Annotated in this window: 19 protein-coding genes; 2 read left to right on the top strand and 17 right to left on the bottom strand. The window is 55.1% G+C overall.

Translation table 11 applies throughout. The annotated features are described in order from the left end of the window. Nucleotides 1-426: 426 nt before the first annotated feature. The 4 genes from mukB to cmoM are packed head-to-tail and all read right to left on the bottom strand — an operon-like array spanning nucleotide 427 to nucleotide 7,665. On the bottom strand, nucleotides 427-4,875 hold the full coding sequence (gene mukB / locus C5687_RS05785; protein ID WP_104556567.1) for a chromosome partition protein MukB: 4,449 nt from the start codon (nucleotides 4,873-4,875) through the stop codon (nucleotides 427-429). Then, on the bottom strand, nucleotides 4,875-5,579 hold the full coding sequence (gene mukE, locus C5687_RS05780) for a chromosome partition protein MukE (protein ID WP_008499954.1): 705 nt from the start codon (nucleotides 5,577-5,579) through the stop codon (nucleotides 4,875-4,877). Before mukE ends, mukB begins: the two co-directional genes overlap by 1 nt. Beyond that, complete coding sequence (gene mukF, locus C5687_RS05775; protein ID WP_025756001.1) at nucleotides 5,560-6,882, bottom strand: chromosome partition protein MukF; 1,323 nt, start codon at nucleotides 6,880-6,882, stop codon at nucleotides 5,560-5,562. Before mukF ends, mukE begins: the two co-directional genes overlap by 20 nt. Nucleotides 6,883-6,885: 3 nt before the next feature. Then, nucleotides 6,886-7,665 (bottom strand): tRNA uridine 5-oxyacetic acid(34) methyltransferase CmoM, encoded by a 780-nt coding sequence (cmoM, locus tag C5687_RS05770; RefSeq protein ID WP_025756002.1) that lies wholly within the window; start codon nucleotides 7,663-7,665, stop codon nucleotides 6,886-6,888. Nucleotides 7,666-7,789: 124 nt separating this feature from the next. Between cmoM and elyC the strand changes: the two genes are divergently transcribed. Next, a complete protein-coding gene (gene elyC, locus C5687_RS05765; RefSeq protein WP_104556566.1) occupies nucleotides 7,790-8,569 on the top strand; it encodes an envelope biogenesis factor ElyC in 780 nt (259 codons plus the stop codon). Here the strand turns inward: elyC and C5687_RS05760 are convergent. The 13 genes from C5687_RS05760 to C5687_RS05700 all read right to left on the bottom strand — a co-directional run bounded on the left by C5687_RS05760 (nucleotide 8,546) and on the right by C5687_RS05700 (nucleotide 23,466). Continuing rightward, nucleotides 8,546-9,439, bottom strand: coding sequence for a YcbJ family phosphotransferase (locus C5687_RS05760; RefSeq protein ID WP_025756004.1), 894 nt, complete (start codon nucleotides 9,437-9,439; stop codon nucleotides 8,546-8,548). The two genes, elyC and C5687_RS05760, sit on opposite strands and share 24 nt — an antisense overlap. Before the next feature lie 139 nt (nucleotides 9,440-9,578). Beyond that, nucleotides 9,579-10,325: a 3-deoxy-manno-octulosonate cytidylyltransferase gene (gene kdsB / locus C5687_RS05755; protein WP_094918150.1), complete on the bottom strand. Its 747-nt coding sequence runs from the start codon at nucleotides 10,323-10,325 to the stop codon at nucleotides 9,579-9,581. Beyond that, nucleotides 10,322-10,504: a protein YcaR gene (gene ycaR / locus C5687_RS05750; RefSeq protein ID WP_006174474.1), complete on the bottom strand. Its 183-nt coding sequence runs from the start codon at nucleotides 10,502-10,504 to the stop codon at nucleotides 10,322-10,324. Before ycaR ends, kdsB begins: the two co-directional genes overlap by 4 nt. Nucleotides 10,505-10,549: 45 nt before the next feature. Then, on the bottom strand, nucleotides 10,550-11,779 hold the full coding sequence (locus C5687_RS05745) for a winged helix-turn-helix domain-containing protein (protein WP_104556565.1): 1,230 nt from the start codon (nucleotides 11,777-11,779) through the stop codon (nucleotides 10,550-10,552). Nucleotides 11,780-11,823: 44 nt separating this feature from the next. After that, nucleotides 11,824-12,801, bottom strand: a complete 978-nt coding sequence (gene lpxK / locus C5687_RS05740) for a tetraacyldisaccharide 4'-kinase (RefSeq protein WP_104556564.1) — start codon at nucleotides 12,799-12,801, stop codon at nucleotides 11,824-11,826. Further along, the gene (msbA, locus tag C5687_RS05735; protein ID WP_047958157.1) at nucleotides 12,798-14,546 is read right to left on the bottom strand and encodes a lipid A ABC transporter ATP-binding protein/permease MsbA; all 1,749 of its coding nucleotides are present in this window, start codon (nucleotides 14,544-14,546) and stop codon (nucleotides 12,798-12,800) included. Before msbA ends, lpxK begins: the two co-directional genes overlap by 4 nt. Nucleotides 14,547-14,581: 35 nt before the next feature. Continuing rightward, nucleotides 14,582-16,846 (bottom strand): ComEC family protein, encoded by a 2,265-nt coding sequence (locus C5687_RS05730; protein ID WP_104556563.1) that lies wholly within the window; start codon nucleotides 16,844-16,846, stop codon nucleotides 14,582-14,584. 214 nt (nucleotides 16,847-17,060) lie between these two features. Next, on the bottom strand, nucleotides 17,061-17,348 hold the full coding sequence (gene ihfB / locus C5687_RS05725; RefSeq protein ID WP_008499965.1) for an integration host factor subunit beta: 288 nt from the start codon (nucleotides 17,346-17,348) through the stop codon (nucleotides 17,061-17,063). 170 nt (nucleotides 17,349-17,518) lie between these two features. Further along, entirely contained in the window at nucleotides 17,519-19,192 is a 1,674-nt protein-coding gene (gene rpsA / locus C5687_RS05720) for a 30S ribosomal protein S1 (protein ID WP_008499966.1), read from the bottom strand. Nucleotides 19,193-19,303: 111 nt separating this feature from the next. After that, nucleotides 19,304-19,987 carry a (d)CMP kinase gene (gene cmk, locus C5687_RS05715; RefSeq protein WP_013097305.1) on the bottom strand — a complete coding sequence of 228 codons (684 nt, stop codon included), beginning with the start codon at nucleotides 19,985-19,987 and terminating at the stop codon, nucleotides 19,304-19,306. Nucleotides 19,988-20,172: 185 nt separating this feature from the next. Continuing rightward, complete coding sequence (gene aroA / locus C5687_RS05710) at nucleotides 20,173-21,456, bottom strand: 3-phosphoshikimate 1-carboxyvinyltransferase (RefSeq protein ID WP_045284487.1); 1,284 nt, start codon at nucleotides 21,454-21,456, stop codon at nucleotides 20,173-20,175. A 66-nt stretch (nucleotides 21,457-21,522) separates the two neighbouring features. Beyond that, nucleotides 21,523-22,611, bottom strand: a complete 1,089-nt coding sequence (serC, locus tag C5687_RS05705) for a 3-phosphoserine/phosphohydroxythreonine transaminase (RefSeq protein WP_045284488.1) — start codon at nucleotides 22,609-22,611, stop codon at nucleotides 21,523-21,525. 162 nt (nucleotides 22,612-22,773) lie between these two features. Further along, nucleotides 22,774-23,466: a DUF421 domain-containing protein gene (locus C5687_RS05700; RefSeq protein ID WP_025756012.1), complete on the bottom strand. Its 693-nt coding sequence runs from the start codon at nucleotides 23,464-23,466 to the stop codon at nucleotides 22,774-22,776. A gap of 127 nt (nucleotides 23,467-23,593) precedes the next feature. On the opposite strand from C5687_RS05700, the gene ycaO reads away from it, so the two are divergent. After that, nucleotides 23,594-25,354 (top strand): 30S ribosomal protein S12 methylthiotransferase accessory factor YcaO, encoded by a 1,761-nt coding sequence (gene ycaO, locus C5687_RS05695; protein WP_162299939.1) that lies wholly within the window; start codon nucleotides 23,594-23,596, stop codon nucleotides 25,352-25,354. The last annotated feature ends 262 nt before the right edge of the window (nucleotides 25,355-25,616 follow it).

Raw genomic sequence — 25,616 nt, 5'->3', positions numbered from 1 at the left:
GAAGCAGCTGTAACGCAATTTGTATGACAGCGAACAACTTCCTTGTTCCTGATTTCATAATATTACCATTTCCATTAAAAGAAGATTGCAAATTATTATTCTATTGTTCACTCAGAACGTTTTCAATACCACTCGGGAAGAGAGCTTTGCGTATAGAGAGGGCATTCCGACTGCTACCAATAAATCACATCAATATAAAAACAAATAATTTTATTTATGATACGTAAATACAGCCAGATTCATTTATGGCGTGAATAAATTGCAGCGACAATGTTGTTATCAGAAGGTCTTTATATTTACTTAATAAAAACTTTAAAACATCTTACATTAAAATAAAAACGCAACCCGGGGGTTGCGTTTAAAAAAGACATGTTGTGCGTAGCACCGCCCGGCAGGACAGACGGCTACATTATTGATAAAAATACGCTACGAAGCGCCAGCCGCATCCGGCAATGACTCCGGCGGCTGCGGGGCAAAACCGCGCAGCCCGACAACGTGTACGTGCTCACTGTTCTGGAACACCTTACGCACCAGTTTATAGGTGGTCCCTTTTTCCGGGCTGATGTTTTCCGGTGCCGCAATGATGAGCTGCATATCGAGACGTTCGCAAAGCTCAAACAGCGTGGCGATGGATCGGGCGTCGAGACGCGCCGCTTCATCCAGGAACAGCAGTCGGCATGGGGAGATGTCTTTCCCGCGCAGACGACGCGCTTCATCTTCCCAGCTCTGTACAACCATCACCAGAATCGACATCCCGGTACCGATCGCTTCACCGGTGGAGAGCGCGCCGGATTCAGCACGCAGCCAGCCGTCGGAGCCACGGTTGACCTCAACTTCCATCTCCAGGTAGTTACGGTAATCCAGCAGCTCTTCACCGATGGTTTGTGGCGTACGCTGCCCCATATCAATCTGCGGGTTCAGGCGCTGATACAGCTTCGCCAGCGCTTCAGAGAAGGTCAGACGGTTGCTGTTGAACAGGTCCTGATGCTGCTCATGCTGCTCAGACAGCACCTCCAGCAGCGTCGCGTGGGCTTCACGCACGTTGACGTTGAGGCGCACGCTGTTCACCTGACCAAACGACACGCTCTGCAGCCCCTGGTTCAGCTGACGAATACGGTTCTGCTCGCGCTGAATGGTTTTGCGGATGATGTTCGCCACGCTGCGGGAGCTGATCGCCAGCTTCTGTTCACGGGAGGTCAGCTCTTCCGTCAGACGCCCCAGTTCGATCTCCATCTGCTCGATGGCTTCAACCGGATCGTCGGTACGGATAATGTCCTGACGAATACGTTCGCGCAGGTGCTGGTAAACCGCCACGAAGAACTGAATTTTACGTTCCGGACGCTTCGGATCCTCTGACATCCGCAGAACATCGCGCAGATGCTCGTTATCTGCCACCGCCAGACGCAGCGCACCCAGCGCCTTATCCGACATGGAACGCAGCTCATCGGCAGAGAGGTAGGCCAGTTCACGGCGGTGCAGATGACGCTCAACGTTATTGTCTTTCACCATCCGCATGACCGCGCACCAGCCCGCCTTCGCACTCACGACCTGCTCACGCATTTCATGGTAGTCGCGCTCCAGCTTGCGCAGGCGACGGGTCAGGTTATCCATTTCCGCTTCACAGAAGGTCAGCGCTTTTTCCAGCTGATTGCGACGTGCGCGGTTATTACTGAGCTGGGCATGCAATTCGTCACGACGAATGCGCGCCCGCTCTTCTGCCCCGCTGTCAGCACGCACGCCGATGTCCTGAAGCTCTTTGTGCAGATCGTTGAGCAGCTCTTTCTTGGTATCGAAGGAGCTTTTCAGTGAAGCCAGCACCTGGTTGTACTGGTTCAGCTGAGCGGAGTGGCTGCGCATCGCTTCACGGGCGCGGGTACGTTCCGCTTCAGCCTGCTCAAGGCGCTGACGCAATTTTTCGTTCAGATCGCTGTTACCGCTCAGCATTTCGGCCGAGTCGGAGTAGCCGAAGTGGGCACGGCGCTGCACCACTTCCGTCAGGGCAAACGCCTGCTGGCGCGCTTCACGCTGCACCTGCTGCGACCAGGCATAATCTTCTTTTAACTGCTCGAACTGTTCCGGGTCGCTCTGCAGCACAGACACGACGGGCTCCAGCTTCGCCAGCTGGTTACCGTGCTGCTGCACAAAGCGGGCGGCTTCCTGCGCTTCATCCAGACGTTCCTGGATCTCATCCACACGGTCAGCCAGCGTGTCATCGGCCAGCAGATTCAGGCGCGGCAGGATACGGTTAAGGGCCGCAACGCCCTCTTTCGCCTGCTCGAACTGGACGCGGCTCTGCTGGTTATCATTTTCGTGCGCGGCAATCGCACGCTCCAGCTCACCACGGCGGGTGTTGAGCTTGCGAATTTCCGCTTCCGGGTCAGCTTCAAAGGCCACAGCCAGATGGCTACCGATAAAGCGGCTGAACGCCTGGTGCAGGCGCTGGGTTTTCTGGACGTCAAACGACAGAGTCGCAAAACGTTCAGACAGCGTTTCACGTTCGGCGTGCAGGCTTTCAATGCGGCTTTCACGCGCGGCGCGGCCAAACAGCGGCAGTTCCGGGAAGCGGGAATAACGCCACTGGCGATCGGCGATTTTCACCACCACCGCTTTTTCCAGCTCATCGACGCTGAATACGCTGTCATCAAATGACTGCGGATCCCCTTCAATCAGGTAGAGATCTTCCGGGCAATCTTCCAGACCGGCAAGCTGCTCAGAAATTAGCGACAGATCCGGGACCACAATCGCGTTACGAGACGGGCCATACAGCGCCGAGAAGTACGGCGCATCATCCAGACCGACATCGTCATAAATTTCGGACAGCAGCACGCCGCCAAAACGCTCCGCCAGGGCATTGAGACGCGGGTCTTCCGCACCGCCCGGCTGGCTTAAGCGCTCAATTTCTTCGTCGACGTCACGCTTGCGCGCACCCACTTCATCACGCTCAACAATCGCCTCGCGCTCGCGCTCCAGCAACTGCTGCAGGTATTCAGTGACTTCCTGGCTGGATTCGAACTGCTCGCCACACTGCTCACTCAACTGGTTAAGGCTGCTCTGGGCCGCCAGCCAGACCGGCGCACGCTGCAGCAGCGCCTGAGAGCGGGACTGAAGCTGCTCCAGCTCCTGGCGCAGGGTCATGCGCTGTTCGCTGGCGCTGGATACGGAATCGGAAAGCGCGGCAATACGGGCTTCCAGCTCCTGATGCAGGGCTTCAAGCTCGTCGAAATCGTAATTTTTTCCCTGGCGCTTACAGAACTCCGCCAGCAGACGCTCGGCTTCCTGCTGCTCGCGCAGGCGCTGCTCCAGTTCGTTAAGACGCATACGCAGCGGCTGAACCTGCTCGGCCAGATGGCGCTGGTTCACCCCATCGCGCAGCAGCTCGCGGGCAACGTCCCACGCTTCGTTACGGGCCAGCGGGCCATTAATCGCCACCACCAGCTGATAGGCCTGCTCAAACTGGCTGTGCGCCGTTTGCGCGACGCTCATTTTCTGTTCGAGGGAAAGCAGTTTTTCCGTTGCTTCCTGCTCTTTTGCCTGGAAGGTTTCCAGCCATTCGTCGGCGCTGTCCGGCGTTAAGTCGGGCAGATGGCACAGCTCTTTTGCGCGCTGTAACGCCTGCAGGGCCTGGGTGTACTGAATCGCACGCGTCTGCTGCACGTCCAGCGCCTGCTGGTAATCGGCAAGCTGGCTTTTCAGCTCATCCACTTCCAGCTCGGCGGCTTCGGCGCGGGCTTCGTTCTCTTCCTGCATCTCGGCGGCTTCGGCCACCACTTCATTTTGCTCTTCGAGACGAATTTGCAGTTCATCGAGATCCGCTTCATAGCGCTCGATTTTTTCCTGCTGACGCAGTGCGGTTTGCACCAGGTTCAGGTGATCGCTGGCAGCCTGATAATCGGCTTCCAGATCGCCCTCAGCACCGTTGTGTTCGCCCAATTCACGCGCCATTTCAACGTGCTTATACTGCTCGGCCACCAGCTGTTTACGGGAGGTAAAGAGCTCGCGACGATACTCTAATGCCTGATCGAGATGCACGCGGCGCTCGTTGGCGTGACGCATGTAGTCCGCCGCCACGTAGTTAGTGGCCTCGCTGATCAGGTGTTTAAACAGATCGCGGTCAGACTGGGTAACGCGAATGGCTTCCAGCGTCATGCGGTTTTCACGCAGCGCCGCTTCCATATCCTGGAACGCCTTCCGTACCCCGCTGTTTTCCGGCAACAGATAGTCGCGCAGGGAGCGGGTAATGGCGCTGGAGATCCCGCCGTACAGGGACGCTTCGATCAGACGGTAATATTTGCTACGGTCAGATGCCGTGCGCAGACGACGCGCCACCACGCCCAGATCGAACATCAGGGAGTGGTAGTCGGTAATCGAGTTGAACTGCTTGAACTGCACGCCTTCGATAGTCTCAAGCTTATCTTTCAGCTCCTGCAGCGTCAGTACGCGCGCCTGGCGTTCATTCAGGGTTTCCGTCAGCAGCGCCGTCGGCTGCATTGAGGTTGGCAGTCCCTGAATGGCGAACGGTTTAATATCGACTTTACGGTCGCGCCCGGCCACCTGTTGCAGTCGAACGCCCACCACCACACGCTGATGACGGGAGTTAATGACGTCCAGCACCGAATAGCAGACACCGGCCTTCAGCTTACCGTGGAGGCCTTTATCGCGGGAGCCGCTTGTCGCCCCCGCTTCGGTGGTGTTACGGAAGTGGAGCAGCGTCAGGTCAGGGATCAACGCCGTGACAAACGCCGCCATGGTGGTGGATTTCCCTGCGCCGTTACCGCCGGAGAGGGTGGTCACCAGCTCGTCCAGATCGAACGTTCGGGCAAAGAAGCCGTTCCAGTTAATCAGCGTCAGTGAGCGAAATTTACCGCGTTCAATCATTACTCTTCCTCCCCGCTATCCGGCAGATTCTCTTCATGCTCATCATTGAGCTGCAAATGGTTTTCCACCGGCATCGCTTCACCGTCGCGGATCATGCGAAGCTGCGCTTCACGCGCGTCGTCACCCGCACGCACGTCGGCGCCGAAGCGGAAGACAGATTCCGTAATGCGGAATTTGCTGCTGTCGTGGCCCATAAACCAGACCATCCCCAGACGGCGCAGACGGTTCAGGGAGGAGCGGACTTTTTCCTGTAATTTCTGACGATCGAGATCCGACCCTGTTGAACGGTTATTGACCAGCTTAAGCAGCTTGCTCTCATCTGCCAGCGTTAATAGCTCATCGTAAAGCTCCTGCTGGGTGAAAATACCTTCATTAGCCAGACGTTCAGGGCTGAGATAGAGGTAGCAAAGAATTTTGCCGACCATCATGTCCAGCTCGGAGAGTACGGAACGCGGAATCAACGTCGTGGAGCGTGGGCGCAGGTAGAAAAACCCTTCCGGCGCGCGAATGAGCTCCACGTTGTAGCGTGCGTAAAACTCTTCCAGGTACTCCTGGAAGTCCATCAAAAAGGCGTGATTATCCAGCTCGTCGAGGCCAATGTGACGACCGGCACGCAGCTGGCTGTCCAGCGCCGGAAATAACGGATTCGCCAGCGCCTGTGCCAGCTTAACCGGCATCACTTGTTCAATATTTGTCAATGACATGCGCCTGTACCTTGGCTCCGTAATCGTTAATTGGCTGCCACTTCGGCGGCAGTCCGGTGAAATCTGCTTGCGCGATGCCCAGGCGTACCGCCTGGTCTACTACAATGCGGGCAATGTCGAAGTGGCGCGCGCGAGGATATTGCGCCAGATAGTCGCGCACCACGAGGCCAAGATCCAGCGGCACTTGTCTGGTTTTGTAGACAGCGAGCTGTTCTTCGATCATGGCCGCAAGTTGCTCGCGAATTTCGTTAAATTCTTCATATTCCAGATCCGGTGGCAGTTCACCGGTCACCTCTTCATCGCGCAACGCCATCTCTTCGTCGCGCATATCCAGCAGACGATCGGCGTTGGCGTAGGTCAGCGCCCATGGCGCATCGAAATAGGTCTGTACCGACTGGCGCAGACGCTGAGCAAAGACGCGGTTTTTATCCATATCGATCGCGGTACGGATAAATTTATGCACGTGGCGATCGTAGCCGATCCACAGGTCGATCGACTGCTGGCCCCAGCTGATAATGCGATCGAGCTTGCTCTGCAAATCAAAGACCAGACGGTCGATAAAATGCAGATCGTCATGCGCCAGGGTCGCATCCTGAATGCGCAGCAGGTTTGCCTGCAGCTTATCCCCCGCCGCCTCCAGCGTATCCTGCAATTCGCGCAGCGTGCCGGAAGTTTCTGAGAGCAGCAGTTCGCAGCTGGAGATGGCCGCACGCCAGTCTTTATTCAGCAGTTGCGCGATATCGTCTTTCACCTGCTGCTGCTGTTCGTCCATCAGACGCTGGGTCAGATCGATACTGTCGAAAATTTCCGCCACCGAGTATTTCAGCGGGGCGTAGACGTTACGGTGCCAGTGGAACTCATCACCGTTTTCATCCGCAGCATCAGCGGCACGCTTAAGCTCACCCGCCACAATCGAGAGCTGCATCGAGAGACGCAGCGTGGAAAATTCGCGCTGGCGGATGTAGTAATCGGTAATGCCAATGCCCAGTGGCGTCAGGCGATAGATGGCGTTTCCTTCCGCCTGCTCGCTGGTAAAGCGGTTCAGCAGACGTTGACGCACCATATCGTTGATTGCGTTGTTGGCACGCACGCTAATGGTTTCGCTGGTTTGCTCAAACGCATCACTGACATGGCGGAACGCGTCCACCAGTTCACCCTCGCTCATTTCCCCGTCCAGCCGTTCGCCGTTCAGCGTGGCCACCGCCAGCAGGAAAGAGAGTCTGTCTACCGGCAGCGAGATGGAGAAATCGTTTTTCCTGGCCCAGGCAACCAGTTCGGGGACTGTCTGGGAAAATTCACTCATAGGTTATCCTTGCATCTGCGGCTTGTGCGCGGTGACGTGAATATAGCGGCCAAGGCTGACAAAAGGCTCCTGACGGCAATACCGCGTTTCTAATTCTGTCAAGGTGTCAAAACAGTCACGCTGTTTGTGTTTTTCACGCAGATAATCATGAAACACCCTGACGCCCGTCTTCCCGGTTATCTTCCAGCCGATCGCTTCCAGCCAGCCATAAACCTGCTGCGGATCGCGCGGATAGTCCGGGGAAAGCGTGCGCTTTTTCTTTTTAGGCATCCCGACCTGAACATAGTCAAAGTTACCCGCAACCATGTTGTGCATCAGGAAGCCGTTAGCATTGTAGAACATCAGCGACAGCGTGCCGCCCGGGCGCAACATCGACCACAGGGTTTGTAACACGCTTTGCGGATCGGCTACCCACTCCAGCACCGCATGAAACAATATCAGATCAACCTGGGTTTCCAAATGCTGTGCAATGTCCTGAGCGGCGCATTGTATAAAATGCATGTTGTCGCTCACACCTTTCTCTTCCGCTGCACGCGTCGCACGAGCGACCATTTCAGCAGAAAGATCGCAAAGCGTGACGTGATGACCGCGTTCCGCCATTTTTATGGCCGTCTGTCCTTCACCGCCTCCGGCGTCCAGCACGCGCAACGTTTGCCCCCCGAAGGTGGCCAGAATCGTGTCCAGATCCTGCCAGAGGATCGTCTGACGGAGCTGCCCTTTAGTGGTGCCATAAATGTTGCGCGAAAACTTTTCCGCGATGTCATCAAAATTGCGATCCCGCATTGGGAGAGTTCCACTCGCTAACTGCAAAACCGCTATTTTGTCACACCCGCGCGGAGAATGAACCTCTCTGGTGTAATATCACGGGTATTCACCTGCTATATGGTTAAAAAAGGAACCAAAAAGGATGCTTTTTACCCTGAAGAAATATGTGGGAGGGATGATGCTTCCCCTTCCGCTCCTGCTGCTCATCATCGCGCTGGGGTTGACGCTGGTGTGGTTCAGTCGCTTTCAGAAAAGTGGCAAAACGCTTATTACATTTGGCTGGTTGGTCTTGCTGCTGCTGAGCCTGCAACCGGTCGCGGATGGCCTGTTACGTCCCATCGAAAACAGGTACCCAACATGGCAGGGTAATCAGAAAGTGGCCTATATCGTGGTGCTGGGCGGCGGATATACCTGGGACCCGGACTGGGCCCCCAGCTCAAACCTGATCAACAACAGCCTGCCACGGCTCAACGAAGGCATTCGCCTGTGGCTGGCGAATCCGGGATCAAAAATGATCTTCACCGGTGCAGCGGCTAAAACCAACCCGGTGAGTACGGCTGAAGCGGGGGCCAGGGTGGCGGAATCGCTCGGCGTGCCGCGGTCATCGATCATTACCCTGGACCGCCCAAAAGATACCGAAGAAGAGGCCGCTGCGGTGAAGCAGGCGATTGGTGATGTCCCGTTCTTACTGGTGACCTCCGCCTCGCACTTGCCAAGAGCGATGATCTTCTTTGAAAAGCAGGGCCTGCACCCGCTCCCGGCACCGGCAAACCAGATGGCCATCGACGCACCGCTTAACCCCTGGGAACGGGCGATCCCGTCCCCGGCCTGGCTGATGCACAGCGATCGCGTGGGTTATGAGACGCTTGGACGCCTCTGGCAGTGGCTGAAGGGGTCCTCAGGCAAGCCAGGGCAGGAGTGATTTTGTCGCCAGATCGAAGTTGGCGCGATTGAAACGACCGGTATTCACCAGTTGCGCCACCTCGTCCCACAGCAGGTAGAGCCAGCGCCGCCAGAGAAACGCTTCGGCAACGGGCGCACGTTGAAGGTAGTGCCAAAGCAGACCTTCCGCCGCCCCGCTGTCGCTGAGCCTGAATAACTCATATTCGCGCGGCGCCCAGAGCATGACTCCCGGACCCAGCATGGCCAGAAGCTGATCGCTGCGGGAGTCCTTGAGCATGCTGCGCAGGGTGAAATTACCGTGGATCAGCACGCAGTTGTCATTAAAACCTTCAAACAGCGCCGGTAAGCACTCGCGGGTGCGGAACAGAATACGTTTGTCCTGCATGGTTAAACCGGTGTTATTGAATTGGTTAAGCGTCCCCCACAGCACTTCGACCCGCTGGCGATACCATAGCGGCCACAGGTTTTCCTGGGTACTGTCGACCGGGCCAACGAGTCCACGGCTATCCTGACGATGCCAGGCCAGCAGCGCCTCGACAATCTGGTCCTTGAGCTGTTCCCAGCGCTCCGGCGTACGTGCCGGGGCTTCAACAGACACCCCGCGCAGCCGCTCAATCAGCAGCACATCCGGGCCGGGGTGCTCCTCATGCGTCATCACGCCATAAACCGTCGGCATACGGACGGTTCCCTGCCGTGCGAGCATTGAAATTTTCCAGGCGAGCTGGCGGGCAACCCCCGGCGAGGTAAAGCTCCTGGCCATCAGCGGCATTGGGTTTCCCTGACTGTCGTACAACGACCAGAGCGCGGTATCAGCCTTTTCACTCACACATTCAACCCGGCTTAATTTCTCGCCAAGCAGGTGACTCAGTTCGGCACGCAGCTGTTCCATATGAGATTACCCCCATTAAGACTACTGCTTTTATAATGAGCGCGTTGAAAGCAGATGTCACCCTGCAGAGATCAATTATGGAAAAGACAGGAAAAAATAAACCGGAGATTGCATCCCTCCATGAGGGATGCAGACAGGATTAACGCAGTTCGGCGCGAACGCGCTCAAGATCTTCAGGAGTATCAACGCCCGTGCCAGGGACCTCCTCGGCAACAGCAACGTGGATTTTTTCGCCATACCAGAGCACGCGCAGCTGCTCCAGCATTTCGATATGTTCCAGTGGGCTCGGCGCCCAGCTCACATACCGACGAATAAAGCCAGCGCGATAGCCGTAGATGCCAATGTGACGCAGGAAGGTATCACCAATAGTCTCTTTTGAAACCGCAAAGCGATCGCGATCCCACGGAATGGTGGCGCGGGAGAAATAGAGCGCATAACCCTCAGCATCCGTCACCACCTTCACCGCATTCGGATTGAACGCTTCTTCTGCATGATGAATGGGCACCGCCAGCGTGGCCATTCCGACCTGACGCTGAGCCAGGTTTTCTGCCACCTGACGAATAATGACCGCCGGGATCATCGGCTCGTCACCCTGCACGTTCACGATGACCGTATCATCGCTGAAACCGCATTTCTCAACCACTTCCGCCAGACGCTCGGTGCCAGACTGGTGATCGGCGCGGGTCATACACACTTCCCCACCCGCGGCCTCAACCGCACGCGCCACATCGGGATGGTCGGTCGCCACGATAATGCGCTCAGCACCCGACTCACGGGCACGTTCAAGGACGTGCACAATCATCGGCTTGCCATTGATATCCACCAGCGGTTTACCCGGCAGACGGGTTGAGGCGTAACGCGCAGGAATAATGACAACAAAACTCATGGTTTGCTCTCTTCTGCCACCAGGGAACGGGCTTCGTTTTCCAGCAATACCGGAATACCGTCACGCAGCGGGAAAGCCAGACTGTCCAGCTTGCAGATCAGCTCTTGTTTGTCCTGGCTGTAGTAGAGTTTGCCGTTGCATACCGGGCAGGCAATAATTTCAAGTAAACGGTGATCCATAGTTCCTCCGTATGGGTAATCGCTAAAGCTTAACACATTCCTTTTTCAGGGAGTGCCTGTTTCCCAGCCACTTCGACAGGATGTAAACAATCCGTCGGGTACCCGACCCAGCGTCACATCGTGAGCCCCCTGCCAGCGCGCGAATTCGCTTATGGCGAGCGTTAACCCTTTTTCCAGAGCCGCCGTCACCCTGACGCCCTCTTCCAGATAAAGCGCAATGATTTCAAGCGTACCGGTCTTGCGGTGCATTTTGGCATCCATACGCCCGACCAGTTGCCCTTTATGCAGCAGAGGTAAGACGAAGTATCCATACTGGCGCTTGGGTGCCGGGGTGTAACACTCCAGCCGGTAGCTGAAACCGAACAGCTGCTCGGCGCGTTTTCTGTCCCAGACCACCGGATCGAAAGGCGACAGTACCGTGCTGTGGGTTGCCTGAAGTTTCCCTTCCTGCGCCTGAGGTAATAGCGGGAAGAGCTCCTTATGCAGCCACATTTCGCCCAGTGTTTCTACCATAACGGGGATTATGCGCTGTTCTTGCTGCCACATTTCCAGCAGCGGTTTTAGCGCAGGCTGGCGCAGACGGTAATAATCTGCCAGCCATTGTGAACGGAAAATACCCAGGCTGCGGGCGCTGTTTTCCAGCATGATGGCCTCAGCGGCCTCACGGGAAAGCAGGTCGCGCTCGTCGTCCCAGTGCGGCATCACGCGATGCGTGAGGTCGTAAACACGCTGAAAATTACGCCGTTCAATCACCATGACTTTGCCTGAGGTAAACAGGCCTTCCAGATGACGTTTGTGTGGCTTCCACTCCCACCATCCGCTCGTGCCTTTCCGGGGATGTTCAAAGTCGGCGGAACGTACCGGACCGTTCTCCTGAATATGTGCGATAAGCTGCTCGATTTCAGCCGCATGTTCCAGCATCCACGCCTGGCGGTATTTCCAGCCCATCTTCTCCGGCGCAAGCATACGGTGACGAACCAGGGCAAAGTCGCTACGGGGCAGGAAGCAGGCTTCGTGCGCCCAATACTCCATCAACTCCCCCTTGCTGAGCGACTCATCCAGCCACTGTGAAGGATACCCCCCCAGCCGGCTAAACAGCACCAGATAAGGGCTGCGGGCCACGATGTTAATGGTGTCGATTTGAAGTAGCGACATGCGCTGGACGGTAGAGAGAATATCGGCAGGCTGCGCACGGCGACGGGGCTTTTTAAGCAGCCCCTGTGCGGCAAGGTGTAAATGACGTGCGGCTGAAAGCGAGAGTTGCGGTAAAGACATGCGTTTTCCTGTCAGTCAAAGCGCCACCAGAACCGCGTAAGCGTTTATTTCACCAACGCCAGCAGTTCCTGGAGCAAGTGTTCCGGCTGCTCGCCGCTGAGTTCAGCGTCAACCGGCAGATACCACCAGTTATCTTTCGCAAAGAGACGGCATTTCACCGCATCTTTTTCAGTCATGATCAATGTCTGACCGGGCGTCGTCAGTGCGTCAACCTGTTCCACCGACAGCGCCTGATGATCGGCCAGCGGAACGCGTTTTTCAAGCCGGGCACCGCCCTGTTCCAGCGTCGAGAAGAAGCGAGGAGGATGACCAATACCCGCCATGGCGACCAGCGCAGGTAAATGAGAAACCGGACGACGTTCGCCCGTCACAAGATTGACGGCCATGCCAGGCTGGAGGTGCATAGGGATTTCGCCCGTTTTTGCCTCACCGCCATTCACAATCACCGCATCCACGGACTTCAGGCGTGAAGCCCGTTCTCTCATGGGGCCGGCGGGCAGCCACCAGCCGTTACCAAAACGACGAACCCCATCAATGACCACAATCTCTTTATCACGCGCCAGCGCGTAGTGTTGCAGGCCATCATCCGTGATGATTATCTGTACTGCATGTTCAGCAAGCAGGGCCCGAACGGCATCGCTGCGCACCGGCGAGACCGCGACAGGGGCGCCAGTACGCTGGTAAATCAATACTGGCTCATCACCCGCCTCGGCGGTCGTGGTTTCCGCCGTCAGCAACAGAGGGTATTTCGCCGCTTTACCGCCATACCCTCGCGATACCACGCCGGGACGCATACCGCGCTGTTGCAGTTGCTCAACCAGCCAGATGACCACCGGGGTTTTACCGTTGCCACCCGCCGTAAGATTACCCACCACCACAACCGGTACCGGCGCGCGCCATGCCTGCTTCAGCCCCAGACGGTAAAGCAGGCGAATAGCACCGCTCACCAGGCCGTACAGCCAGGAGAGCGGCAGAAGCAGCAGCCACAGCGGGGATTCACCGGACCAGATGCGTGCAATCATTCGCCGAACTGCATCTTATGAAGCTGGGCATAAACGCCGCGGTGTTCCAGCAGATCGGCATGGCTTCCGCGTTCAACAATGACCCCATCCTCAACCACGACGATTTCATCAGCCTGCTCGATAGTCGACAGACGGTGCGCAATCACCAGCGAGGTACGGTTCTTTTGCAGCTCATCCAGCGCCGACTGAATCGCACGTTCTGATTCCGTATCCAGCGCAGAGGTCGCTTCGTCCAGGATCAGGATCGGGCTGTCACGCAGCAGCGCGCGGGCAATGGCGATACGCTGACGCTGACCACCGGAGAGCAGTACGCCGTTCTCGCCGATGATGGTATCGAGACCGTTATCCATCTTGTTGATAAAGTCCATTGCATAGGCCATACGCGCGGCATTCTCAATCTGCTCACGGCTGTACTCTTCAGTGCGCGCATAAGCGATGTTGTTTGCCACCGTATCGTTGAACAGGTGCACGTTCTGGGAGACCAGCGCCACCTGGTTACGCAGCGACTGCAGGGTATACTCGCGCAGATCGTGGCCGTCTAACAGAATTTCACCTTCGTCAATGTCGTAGAAACGGGTGATCAGGCTGGCAATGGTCGATTTACCGGAGCCGGAACGGCCTACCAGCGCAACGGTTTTTCCTGCCGGAATGGTCAGGTTGATATTGCGCAGAGCCGGTGTTTCGCGGCCAGGATAGGTGAAGGTCACATTGCGGAACTCAACGTCACCGTTCGCGCGCTCAATGACGCGCTTGCCTTCATCTTTTTCCTGTTCGGAATCCAGAATGCTGAACAGGGTCTGACAGGCCGCCATCCCGCGCTGGAACTGAGCGTTGACGTTTGTCAGGGATTTCAGCGGACGCATCAGGGCGATCATGGAGGAGAAGACCACGGTGATGGTACCTGCCGTCAGCGTCTCCATCACGCTTGGGAAGCTTGCCGCGTACAGAACGAACGCCAGCGCCAGTGAGGCAATCAGCTGAATAATCGGGTCAGAGATGGAAGAGGCCGACACCATTTTCATTCCCTGCAGACGCATTTTGTTGCTGACTTTATCAAAGCGTTTTGTTTCGACGTCCTGACCACCAAAAATCAGAACTTCTTTATGCCCTTTCAGCATCTGCTCTGCGCTGGTGGTCACCTGTCCCATCGTATTCTGCATATTCTTGCTGATATTACGGAAGCGCTTCGACACGACGCGAATAGCCACGGACACGACCGGAGCCAGTACGATAAGGATCAGCGACAGCTGCCAGCTGTAGTAGAACATCATCACGAACAGGCCGATAATCGACGCGCCTTCGCGCACAACGGTAATCAGCGCGCTGGAAGAGGAAGAGGCAACCTGCTCGGAGTCGTAGGTAATACGTGACAACAACGTTCCGGTCGACTGTTTATCGAAGAACGCAACCGGCATACCCATCATATGACTGAACAGTCGACGGCGCATGGTCATCACCACTTTTCCTGATACCCAGGAAATACAGTAGCTGGAGATATAGCTGGTGATACCGCGTAAGATCATCAGTCCGATCACCACCAGAGGCATCCATAGCAGCACTGAGCGATCCGTTTTACCAAAACCGTCGTCCAGTAACGGTTTAAGAAGCGATAGCATAAAAGTATCGCTGGCTGCGTTGAGGATTAACGCTACACCCGCCACGATCAAGCCTGCTTTAAAAGGAGCAATCATCGGCCAGAGTCGGCGGAACGTTTGCCACGTGGAGAGATCTTTGTCGTTATGCATTCAAAAAACCAGCATTGTTGAAATAGCCGCATATTCTACCCGTTATCTACGGGCGCGCCAAACCACTGATGATACCAGCGGGGTAAAATTTGTTCTCGCAAGCGTCGGATTTGCCAGTGATGTTGCGAGAATGTCACCGATATTTGTCCAGAATGAGGCGTATCGTGCCAGATATACCCCTCTTTACGATAACGTCGTACGACTTTAGCCGACGGAAAATGCCATGCGTTGTAGCGGGCCGCCGAATCCAGTGCAATCTGCCCTTCCGCCCGCTTTACCAGTGGCAACGATGAAGACGTATTGCTGCCATGATGGGGGACTTGTATGAGCGTGGTCCTCAGATGACGCCAGTAATGGCTAAGCATAGCCTGTTCCGCAGGCGCTTCAATGTCCCCAGTCAGCAGAACACTCTGCTCACCGTCATCAACTTTTACCACACAGGAAGCGTTATTCCCCTGGGAGGGATAATTCTCTGGTGGCCAGTGAACGGTGAAGGTGAGCCCCTGCCATCGCCAGCGTTGTCCCCGGAAACAAGGGCGATGACCTGCCTGACGTAAGGGGCTTCTTATCCACATTTCAGGCCAGGCTTTTTTCAGCGATGCCAGGCCCCCTGTATGGTCGAGGTGATCATGACTGAGAATGACGCCTTCCGGCCACAGGTGATGCCAGCGAAGCCACGGAATAATTACCCGCTGCGCGCTGTCTCCGCCCGGCCAGGCGAGCCCGGTATCATACAGAATGGCTTTTCCCTGCCGTTCAATGACCATAGCCAGCCCCTGCCCTACATCCAGCATATGTAGCGTCCAGCTATCGCTTTTTGTTGTTTGCCACAGGGGATATGTCAACAGGACGCTGCCTGCCAGACAAACAGCAGGAACGATTTTCCAGGCACGAAAACGCCAGCCCGCGATGGCAAGCCAGGGCAGCAATGACAGGTACTGCCAGCGTTGATCCACATTTTGCCAGCCATCAGGCAGGCGCATCAGTAGCCAGAAGAGTCCCGCAAGCGACTTATCGGCCGCAAACCAGACGGCACTTTCTACCGCCGCCAGCGGCAGCAGATGGAGCAACATACCGAGCAGGATCAGCGGCACGGAGATAAATGTCACCAGGGGAACGGCAAAGAGATTGGCAATGAGGGACGAGAGGCTGAAACCATGGAAAATCAGCACCTGCAACGGCATAAGCAGCAGCAACATTCCGACCTGTAGATATACGAGGTTCAGGAGTGGTCGTATCCGACGAACCCGGTGCCAGTGAGGAAGCGGCAACCACTGAAACCAGAAAATCAACGCAGCGACGGCAAATGCTGACAGGGCCAGACTTTGCGACAGTACGGCTAACGGATCGCTTAGCAGGATCGCCGCGATACAGCAAAACCATACCTGCCAGGGAGACCATTGACGGGCCGTAATACGCAACGTCGCGAGTACAGCAAGGGCGATAACCGTTCGCATTGCCGGTGGTTGTAAACCGGTAAGCCAGGCGTAAAAAGCGGCAAAGGCCAACCCGGCCAGGAGAGGAATTTGCCAGTGGATCCGATGGGCGGGTAATAAAAACTGGAAACCGCGAGCCAGTAACCAGACGATGGATGCTGCCAGTGCGATATGCAGACCTGAAATCGCCATGAGATGCAGCGTGCCGGTTTCTCGCATCAGATCTTTTATTTCCCGCGGGACATCCAGACGCTCCCCCATCCCCAACCCGAGGATAACCGCTCCCCATTGATAAGCAGAAAGTCGCTTTTGCAGTGACATCAGGTATTGTGCGCGCAGGCTGCAGCGTCCATCGACGCGTTCCGCATGGGTGAAGCGCCCGCTCAGCGTTTGATGTTGGGCAAGAGCGCTTCGCTGGACATCATAGCCTCCGTCGTTCAGTTCGCCGTGAACAGGCCTGAGTCTGAGCGTCATGGCCCAGCGCTGACCGGCACATACGTTCTGTGGCAGATCGTTGCCATACAGCGTTACGCCCGTGGACGCCCACCAGCGTTGACCATCCAGGCTGAGAATGTTTCCCTTGAGCAGGGTTTTGCCATCTGTCGCGGTGATCTCGACCTCAGCCCGCACCGCTTCCGAGGTTAAATGCGCCATAGGCCAGACGCTCTCCTGAGCAGCAAGGATCCCCCATACACAAAATAACACCCCCATCCCCACATACTTCAGTTGTACGTTTCGCCGTGCAGCCAGCACGACACCACCCACAATCATTATCCAGACGAGATGACGTGATGGCAGCTCAGGTAACCAGAGCAAAGGGGTTATTGCCAGAATGGCGCAGATGCTTAGCGCGGGTATGCCCATTGCTACCTCCCTGTTTCAGGATGGCAGTATGTAAGCAGGCAGAGCGTGTTGTCAGGTGGGAAGACCAGGTTTTACAGCACGTGCCGTACTGTTTTTATCCGTTTGCAGAAACGGAAATGAAAAATGCGGGGGCTCTTCAGAACGAAAATGTTAAGCACAAAAAAAGCACCCGCAGGTGCTTTCTTTCGAACCCAGTTTACCCCAAGGGATAAACTCAGTTGCCATAAATATTGGCGCGATCGCGCAGTTCTTTACCTGGCTTAAAGTGCGGAACGTACTTACCTTCCAGTTCGACTTTATCGCCCGTTTTCGGGTTACGCCCGGTACGTGGAGCACGATAGTGCAGAGAAAAACTACCGAAACCGCGGATTTCAATGCGCTCGCCCTGGGCAAGAGTGGAGGCCATATGCTCCAGCATCTCTTTTACGGCATCTTCCACTGCCTTGGCAGGGATATGCGGTTGCTGACTGGCAAGTCTTTCAATCAATTCTGACTTGGTCATGATTCCTCCGGTTCCTTTCAAACCAATTAGCTGAACAGCTCATTAAACAAGGGCGGCCGTAGCCGCCCTTTGTTATTGATTACAGGACGGATCCTGCAATCTGTCAAGTTTGCTCCTCATCCTTCGCGCTGTAAATGCGTTACAGCTCAAATGATGCTGAGAACCTGATATTACTCGCCTTTAGCTGCTTTGAAAGCTTCAGCCATTGCGTTGTTAGAGAAGTTTGCATCTTCCTGTTTGTTAACAGTTGCGATTGCATCTTTCTCATCAGCTTCGTCTTTAGCACGAACAGACAGGCTGATTGCACGGTTCTTACGGTCAACACCGGTGAACTTAGCTTCAACGTCGTCGCCTACGTTCAGAACCAGAGTGGCATCTTCAACGCGGTCACGGGAAGCTTCAGAAGCGCGCAGGTAACCTTCAACGCCGTCAGCCAGTTCTACGGTTGCGCCTTTAGCGTCAACTGCAGTTACTTTACCGTTTACGATTGCGCCTTTCTTGTTCAGTGCAACCCAGTTGTTGAACGGATCTTCCGCGAGCTGTTTAACGCCCAGGGAGATACGCTCACGCTCTGCGTCAACCTGCAGAACAACTGCAGCGATTTCGTCGCCTTTTTTGTATTCACGAACTGCTTCTTCGCCTGCAACGTTCCAGGAGATGTCAGACAGGTGAACCAGGCCATCGATGCCGCCGTCCAGGCCGATGAAGATACCGAAGTCAGTGATAGACTTGATTTTACCTTCAACACGGTCGCCCTTGTTGTGGGTTTCCGCGAACTGCTGCCATGGGTTGTTTTTGCACTGCTTCAGGCCCAGGGAGATACGACGACGTTCTTCGTCGATATCCAGAACCATCACTTCCACTACATCACCAACGTTAACAACTTTGGATGGGTGGATGTTTTTGTTGGTCCAGTCCATTTCGGAAACGTGTACCAGACCTTCAACGCCTTCTTCGATTTCAACGAAGCAGCCGTAGTCAGTCAGGTTGGTCACGCGACCAGTCAGTTTGGTACCTTCTGGGTAACGCTTAGCGATAGCTACCCATGGATCTTCGCCCAGCTGTTTCAGGCCGAGGGATACACGAGTACGCTCGCGGTCGAACTTCAGCACTTTAACAGTGATTTCGTCGCCCACGTTCACGATTTCGCTTGGGTGCTTAACGCGTTTCCACGCCATGTCGGTGATGTGCAGCAGGCCATCAACGCCGCCCAGGTCAACGAATGCGCCGTAGTCAGTGAGGTTCTTAACGATACCTTTGACTTCCATGCCTTCCTGCAGGTTTTCCAGCAGCTGATCGCGTTCTGCGCTGTTTTCGGATTCGATAACGGCACGACGGGAAACAACAACGTTGTTACGCTTCTGGTCCAGCTTGATTACTTTGAACTCAAGCTCTTTGCCTTCGAGGTGCAGGGTGTCACGGACTGGACGAACGTCTACCAGAGAACCTGGCAGGAACGCACGAATACCATTCAGCTCAACAGTGAAGCCACCTTTAACTTTGCCGTTGATAACACCGACCACAGTTTCAGCTTCTTCGTAAGCTTTCTCCAGCGTGATCCATGCTTCGTGACGTTTAGCTTTCTCACGAGACAGCAGGGTTTCGCCGAAGCCGTCTTCTACTGCGTCCAGAGCAACGTCAACTTCGTCACCCACCTGGATTTCCAGCTCGCCCTGGGCGTTTTTGAACTGCTCTGCCGGAATGGCGGACTCAGATTTCAGACCGGCGTCAACCAGTACTACGTCTTTGTCGATAGCAACAACAACACCGCGAACGATGGAACCCGGACGGGTTTCGATTTCTTTTAAGGATTCTTCAAACAGTTGAGCAAAAGATTCAGTCATGTTTAATCTTCAGGTTAATATTAACGTCCACCTGGCTCCGTGCCGGATGGGGTTGTTTCACATACCCGCCGTCAATCCATTGCAGCGGGGGTACTGCTAAATCGGTCGCGATTACGCGAGTGCCAGTTTTTGGCGCGCATATTGTAGCGCTTTTTCAATCACTTGCTCAATAGTTAAACTGGTGGAATCCAGAACTAATGCATCTTCTGCAGGAACAAGTGGGGCGACGGCGCGGTTACGATCGCGGTCATCGCGCTCTTTTATCTCGGATAAAAGGCGATCAAAGTTAACACTAAACCCCTTCTCCTGCAACTGAAGCATGCGGCGTTGCGCACGTTCTTCCGAAGAGGCGTCAAGGAAAATTTTCACCGGCGCATCAGGGAATACCACGGTTCCCATATCACGCCCGTCCGCAATCAGACCCGGGGCTTCACGGAACGCGCGCTGACGGCGTAACAGAGCCTCACGAACGCGCGGGAATGCCGCCACCTGGGAGGCGGCATTTGCCACTTCCTGCGTACGAATTTCGCCGCTCACGTCTTCCCCTTCAAGGATGACTTCCAGGTTGCCATCGGTCGACACGAAACGCACATCCAGATGCGCCGCCAACGGAACCAGCGCCTCTTCAGAGGCTACATCCACATGATGATGCAGTGCAGCCAGCGCCAGCACGCGATAGATTGCTCCCGAATCTAAAAGATGCCATTGCAATGCTTCCGCCATCGCTTTGCACAGCGTACCTTTCCCTGCGCCACTAGGCCCATCAATGGTGATTACCGGGGCAACTGCCGTCATCTTTTTCTCCTTAAATAAGGCATACCGTTTACATAAACGCCGCGCATTATACGCGCCAACGTGCGCAACTGTTACCTTTGCGTGCAAATTAGGGAATTAATGAAGCAGAGTGTAGAAGAAATGCGCGTGAATGAACGTCAGGAAGCGTAAGCAAATGCCGCATCGGGCGATGCGGCACGCTGTTATCAGGCCAGCGTACTGATGCGGGCCAGCTGCTCGAAGTAGTCCGGGAAGGTTTTCGCTGTACATTTTGGATCGAGGATGGTCACCGCGGTATCGGACAGCGCCACCAGCGAGAAGCACATCGCCATACGGTGATCGTTGTAGGTCCCAATTTCCGCGAACTGCAGTTTTGCCGGAGGCGTAACGCGAATGTAGTCTTCGCCCTCTTCCACTTCAGCTCCCACCTTACGCAACTCGGTGGCCATTGCGAACAGACGATCGGTCTCTTTCACGCGCCAGTTGTAGATGTTACGCAGCGTGGTGGTGCCTTTTGCAAACAGCGCCGCCGTGGCGATGGTCATCGCCGCATCCGGGATATGGTTCATGTCCATATCAATGGCCTTCAATTCACCGTGTGTACAGGAGATGAAATCATCGCCCCAGGTGACAATGGCACCCATTTTCTCCAGCACGTCAGCAAAACGAATATCACCCTGCACGCTGTTACGGCCAATGCCGGTCACTTTCACCGTGCCGCCTTTAATCGCCCCGGCAGCCAGGAAATACGAAGCGGAAGAGGCATCCCCTTCCACCAGGTAATGGCCCGGAGACTGATATTGCTGGGCGCCGCGAACGACAAAACGCTGATAAGCCTGGTTTTCAACCTCTACACCGAAGGTCTTCATCAGATGCAGCGTAATATCAATGTACGGTTTGGAAACCAGATCGCCCTTAATAGTGATAACGGTATCCTGCGGTGCCAGCGGTGCGGTCATCAGCAGCGCCGTCAGGAACTGGCTGGATACGCTACCGTCAACCTCGACGTTACCGCCGGTAAACCCTCCGCGCAGACGCAGGGGTGGATAATTCTCTTGCTCCAGATACTCAATCTGCGCGCCGCCCTGACGAAGGGCATCCACCAGATGGCCGATCGGGCGCTCTTTCATGCGCGGCTCGCCTGTCAGGACAATGTTGTTGCTGCCCAGACACAGCGCTGCCGCCAGCGGACGCATTGCGGTCCCCGCGTTACCCAGAAACAGTTCAAGCTCATCAGCCGAGCGTAGCGCGCCGCCGTTCCCCGTCACCTCGCAGCGGGTACGGTCGTCAGACAGCGTGTAATGAACTCCCAACGCTTTCAGCGCATTGAGCATATGGCGCACGTCATCGCTGTCCAGCAGGTTCGTGAGGACGGTGGTGCCGTTTGCCAGAGCTGCCAGCAGCAGAGCGCGGTTCGAGACACTTTTTGAACCAGGCAGATTGATGGTGCCATCTACCCGCGCGATAGGTTGTAACGTCAGGGATTCCATGAAACTTATCTCAACTCAACATAATAAAAACCCCGCAGCAGGGCTACGGGGGTGAAAACAGCGCAATTAACCGTGGCGACGTTCGAAGTCAATCATGAAATCGGTCAGCGCTTTAACGCCTTCCAGCGGCATGGCGTTATAGATGGAGGCACGCATGCCGCCCACCACTCGGTGGCCTTTCAGCGCGTGCAGACCTGCCGCGAAGGACTCTTCCAGGAAGACTTTATCCAGGTTGCTGTCCGCCAGCTGGAACGGCACGTTCATGCGCGAACGGTTGGCTTTCGCCACATCGTTACGATAGAAATCGCTCTTATCAATCACGCCGTACAGCAGCTCGGCTTTCTGCTGATTAACCTTGTCCATCTGCGCCACACCGCCGTTTTGCTTCAGCCATTTGAAGACCAGGCCGGACAGGTACCAGGCAAACGTCGGCGGGGTGTTGAACATGGAGTCGTTATCGTTCAGCACGGTGTAATCGAGAATCGACGGGCAGGATTTGTGCGCTTTACCCAGCAGGTCTTCGCGCACGATGACGATAGTCAGGCCAGCAGGGCCGATATTTTTCTGCGCGCCCGCATAAATTACACCGTAGCGACTGACGTCAATTGGCGCAGAAAGAATGGTGGAGGAGAAATCTGCGGCAACCACTACGTCTTTGCCGAAGTTCGGGGTCTCGTCAATGGCGATACCGTCGATGGTTTCGTTCGGGCAGTAGTGAAGATACGCAGCGTTGTCAGAGAGTTGCCACTCGCTCATGGGCTTCACGGCGCGCAGACCGTCAACGGTCACTTTGGCGTCAATAACATTCGGCGTGCAGTACTTGTGCGCTTCTTTCACCGCACTGGCCGCCCAGTAGCCCGCATCAACGTAGTCTGCCGTCGTTTTATCACCAAGGATGTTCAGCGGCACGCCAGCAAACTGGCCGCGTCCGCCGCCATGGCAGAACAATACTTTGTAGTTCGAGGGAATATTCAGCAGATCGCGAAAATCCTTTTCTGCCTCTTCCGCCACCTGAATAAACTCTTTACCCCGGTGGCTGATTTCCATCACCGACGTCCCCAGACCGTTCCAGTCACAAAGTTCCTGTTGAGCCTGTTTAAGCACGTCTGCCGGTAACATTGCCGGACCTGAACTGAAATTAAAGACTTGAGCCATTTCCCCTCACCACGCTAAAAGCCATAAGTTATAACTGTGGATATCGGTTTTATCATTCAGTGACACGCGCCGCAATGTCTAAAACTAATGACCGGTGAAATGTGCCCCGCGTCACACAAAACAATCTGCCGCCTCGCTATCGCAAAACCGACAAAATGGCTGTCAGGTGATCCGTTTAGCCCGGCTAACCTTCGTCCATTCCGGATTTGCACAGCGAGGGCATAATTGACGATCGCCAGGCTTCATGGCCACAACATGGCTACATCTTACGCAAGCGTAATCGCCTGCTTCGGGGACCGTCCTGAAACGCTCGATCAGCATATCCGGCAAAATACAGAGACCAGGCTTTACGTCCTCATCCGCGTAGTAATAGACGCTGATCTGCCCGTTAGTTTCCATTATCGCCAGACGCACCTGCCCGAGCTGTTCCACGCTGTTCAGGCGCAGCTCCATAAAGAACTCAAACTCGGTCATATTGGCACTCTGGACATTTTCCCAGGCCAGCTGACCGTCCTCGACAATCACGACCGGCTTTCCTTCAAGCAGATCTTCCAGCTTTTCGCTTTTCGACATCAGCCACATTACCAGGCGATAGAGGAGCGCCAGTGAGACAAAAACGATAAACACCGGCACCATCGGCACATCATCATAAAAAGCGACATCCCCCGCCGCTGAACCCAGCGTCAGGATGATCAATACTTCAAAAAGCGACATCTGCCGCACGCCGCGACGACCGGTGATTTTAAGAAACAGGAAGACCAGAACGAAGGTATACAGACTACGCAGCGCCACTTCGCCTAAAAATTCGGGAGGGACTTTATCAAACGCCATCCGCTGGAGATCGAATGCTTTCATTTTTCTATGCCTTAACAGTGAGTTACTGACAGTAAGCATAGCCCAGTCTTTTATTTTCGCCGGAGATAGCACCTGTCACGCAAAACCCGTATCATTGCGCGCTTTACGTACGATAAAAGTGAACGCCATGACTCAAACGTTTATCCCCGGCAAAGACGCCGCCCTGGAAGATTCCATCGCTCGCTTCCAGCAGAAACTGACCGACCTGGGTTTTAACATCGAAGAAGCCTCCTGGCTCAATCCGGTGCCGCATGTCTGGTCCGTACATATTCGCGATAAAGACTGTGCCCTGTGCTTTACCAACGGTAAAGGCGCGACAAAAAAAGCGGCACTGGCCTCTGCGCTGGGTGAGTATTTTGAGCGTCTGTCCACCAACTACTTCTTCGCCGATTTCTGGCTGGGTGAAACCATCGCTAACGGCCCGTTCGTTCACTACCCGAATGAAAAATGGTTCCCGCTGACCGAAGATGACGAACTGCCGGAAGGTATCCTGGATACGCGTCTGCGTGCGTTTTACGATCCCGAAAACGAACTGACCGCCAGCATGCTGATCGATCTGCAGTCCGGTAACGAAGATCGCGGTATTTGCGCCCTGCCATTCACTCGTCAGTCGGATGAGCAGACCGTCTATATCCCGATGAACATCGTCGGCAACCTGTACGTGTCTAACGGCATGTCCGCCGGTAATACCCGCAATGAAGCGCGCGTGCAGGGTCTGTCTGAAGTCTTCGAACGCCACATTAAAAACCGCATTATTGCCGAATCCATCAGCCTGCCTGAAATTCCGGCAGACGTGCTGGCGCGTTATCCGGGCGTGGTGGAATCCATCGCCAAACTGGAAGCCGAAGGTTTCCCAATCTTTGCGTATGACGGCTCGCTGGGCGGTAAATACCCGGTTATCTGCGTTGTGCTGTTTAACCCGACAAATGGCACCTGCTTCGCCTCCTTCGGCGCACATCCGGACTTCGGCGTAGCGCTGGAACGTACCGTGACCGAACTGCTGCAGGGCCGTAGCCTGAAAGACCTCGACGTGTTTACGCCGCCAACGTTCGACGATGAAGAAGTGGCTGAGCATACCAATCTGGAAACCCACTTCATCGACTCCAGCGGTTTGATCTCATGGGATCTATTCAAACAGGACGCCGACTATCCTTTCGTGGACTGGAGCTTTGCCGGTACCACGGAAGAAGAGTTCGCCACGCTGATGGCCATCTTCAAATCTGAAGATAAAGAAGTCTACATTGCTGACTACGAGCACCTGGGCGTCTATGCGTGCCGTATTATTGTTCCTGGCATGTCCGACATCTACCCTGCTGAAGATCTGTGGCTGGCGAACAACAGCATGGGCGCGCATCTGCGTGAAACATTGCTGGCTCTGCCGGGCAGCGAATGGGAAAAAGAGGATTATCTGAACCTGATCGCCCAGCTGGATGAGGAAGGCCACGATGACTTCACGCGCGTACGCGAGCTGTTGGGTCTGGCGACCGGCAAAGATAACGGCTGGTATACCCTGCGCATCGGCGAGCTGAAAGCGATGCTGGCGCTGGCGGGCGGCGATCTGGATCAGGCCCTGGCCTGGACCGAGTGGACCATGGAGTTTAACCAGTCGGTCTTCTCTGCCGAGCGCACCAACTATTACCGCTGCCTGCAAACCCTGCTGCTTCTCGCGCAGGAAGAGGATCGTGAGCCGCTGCAGTATCTGAATGCTTTTGTGCGCATGTACGGTGCCGAGGCGGTAGAAGCGGCCAGCGCGGCGCTGAGCGGTGAAGAGCCGTTCTACGGTCTGCAGGCTGTTGACAGCGATCTGAAAGCTTTCCCGGCGCATCAGTCGCTGCTGAAGGCCTATGAGAAGCTGCAGAAAGCGAAAACCGCTTACTGGTCAAAATAAGCGCACATAACATTACCAGCAGTAGGCGTATTCAATCGTCTGGGCTATATTACGGGGCAATTTCATTGCCCCTTTTTTTATTTTCTTCGGCAATGACTGTTGTTTGTAATAATAAAGTTAATCATGGGTAAATATAATAATATCTACCCGGACTTAACTGTTACTTTTTATGGCTAATACTCCATATTAATTAACTGTTTCAGAGGTGGCCGAACGAAAAAATTCAACTCTTTTCACAACTTTTAAAATTTATTTTTATACG

The organism is Enterobacter sichuanensis (assembly GCF_002939185.1).
GTDB lineage: Bacteria > Pseudomonadota > Gammaproteobacteria > Enterobacterales > Enterobacteriaceae > Enterobacter > Enterobacter sichuanensis.
This window is presented reverse-complemented; position numbering and strand designations above follow the sequence as displayed.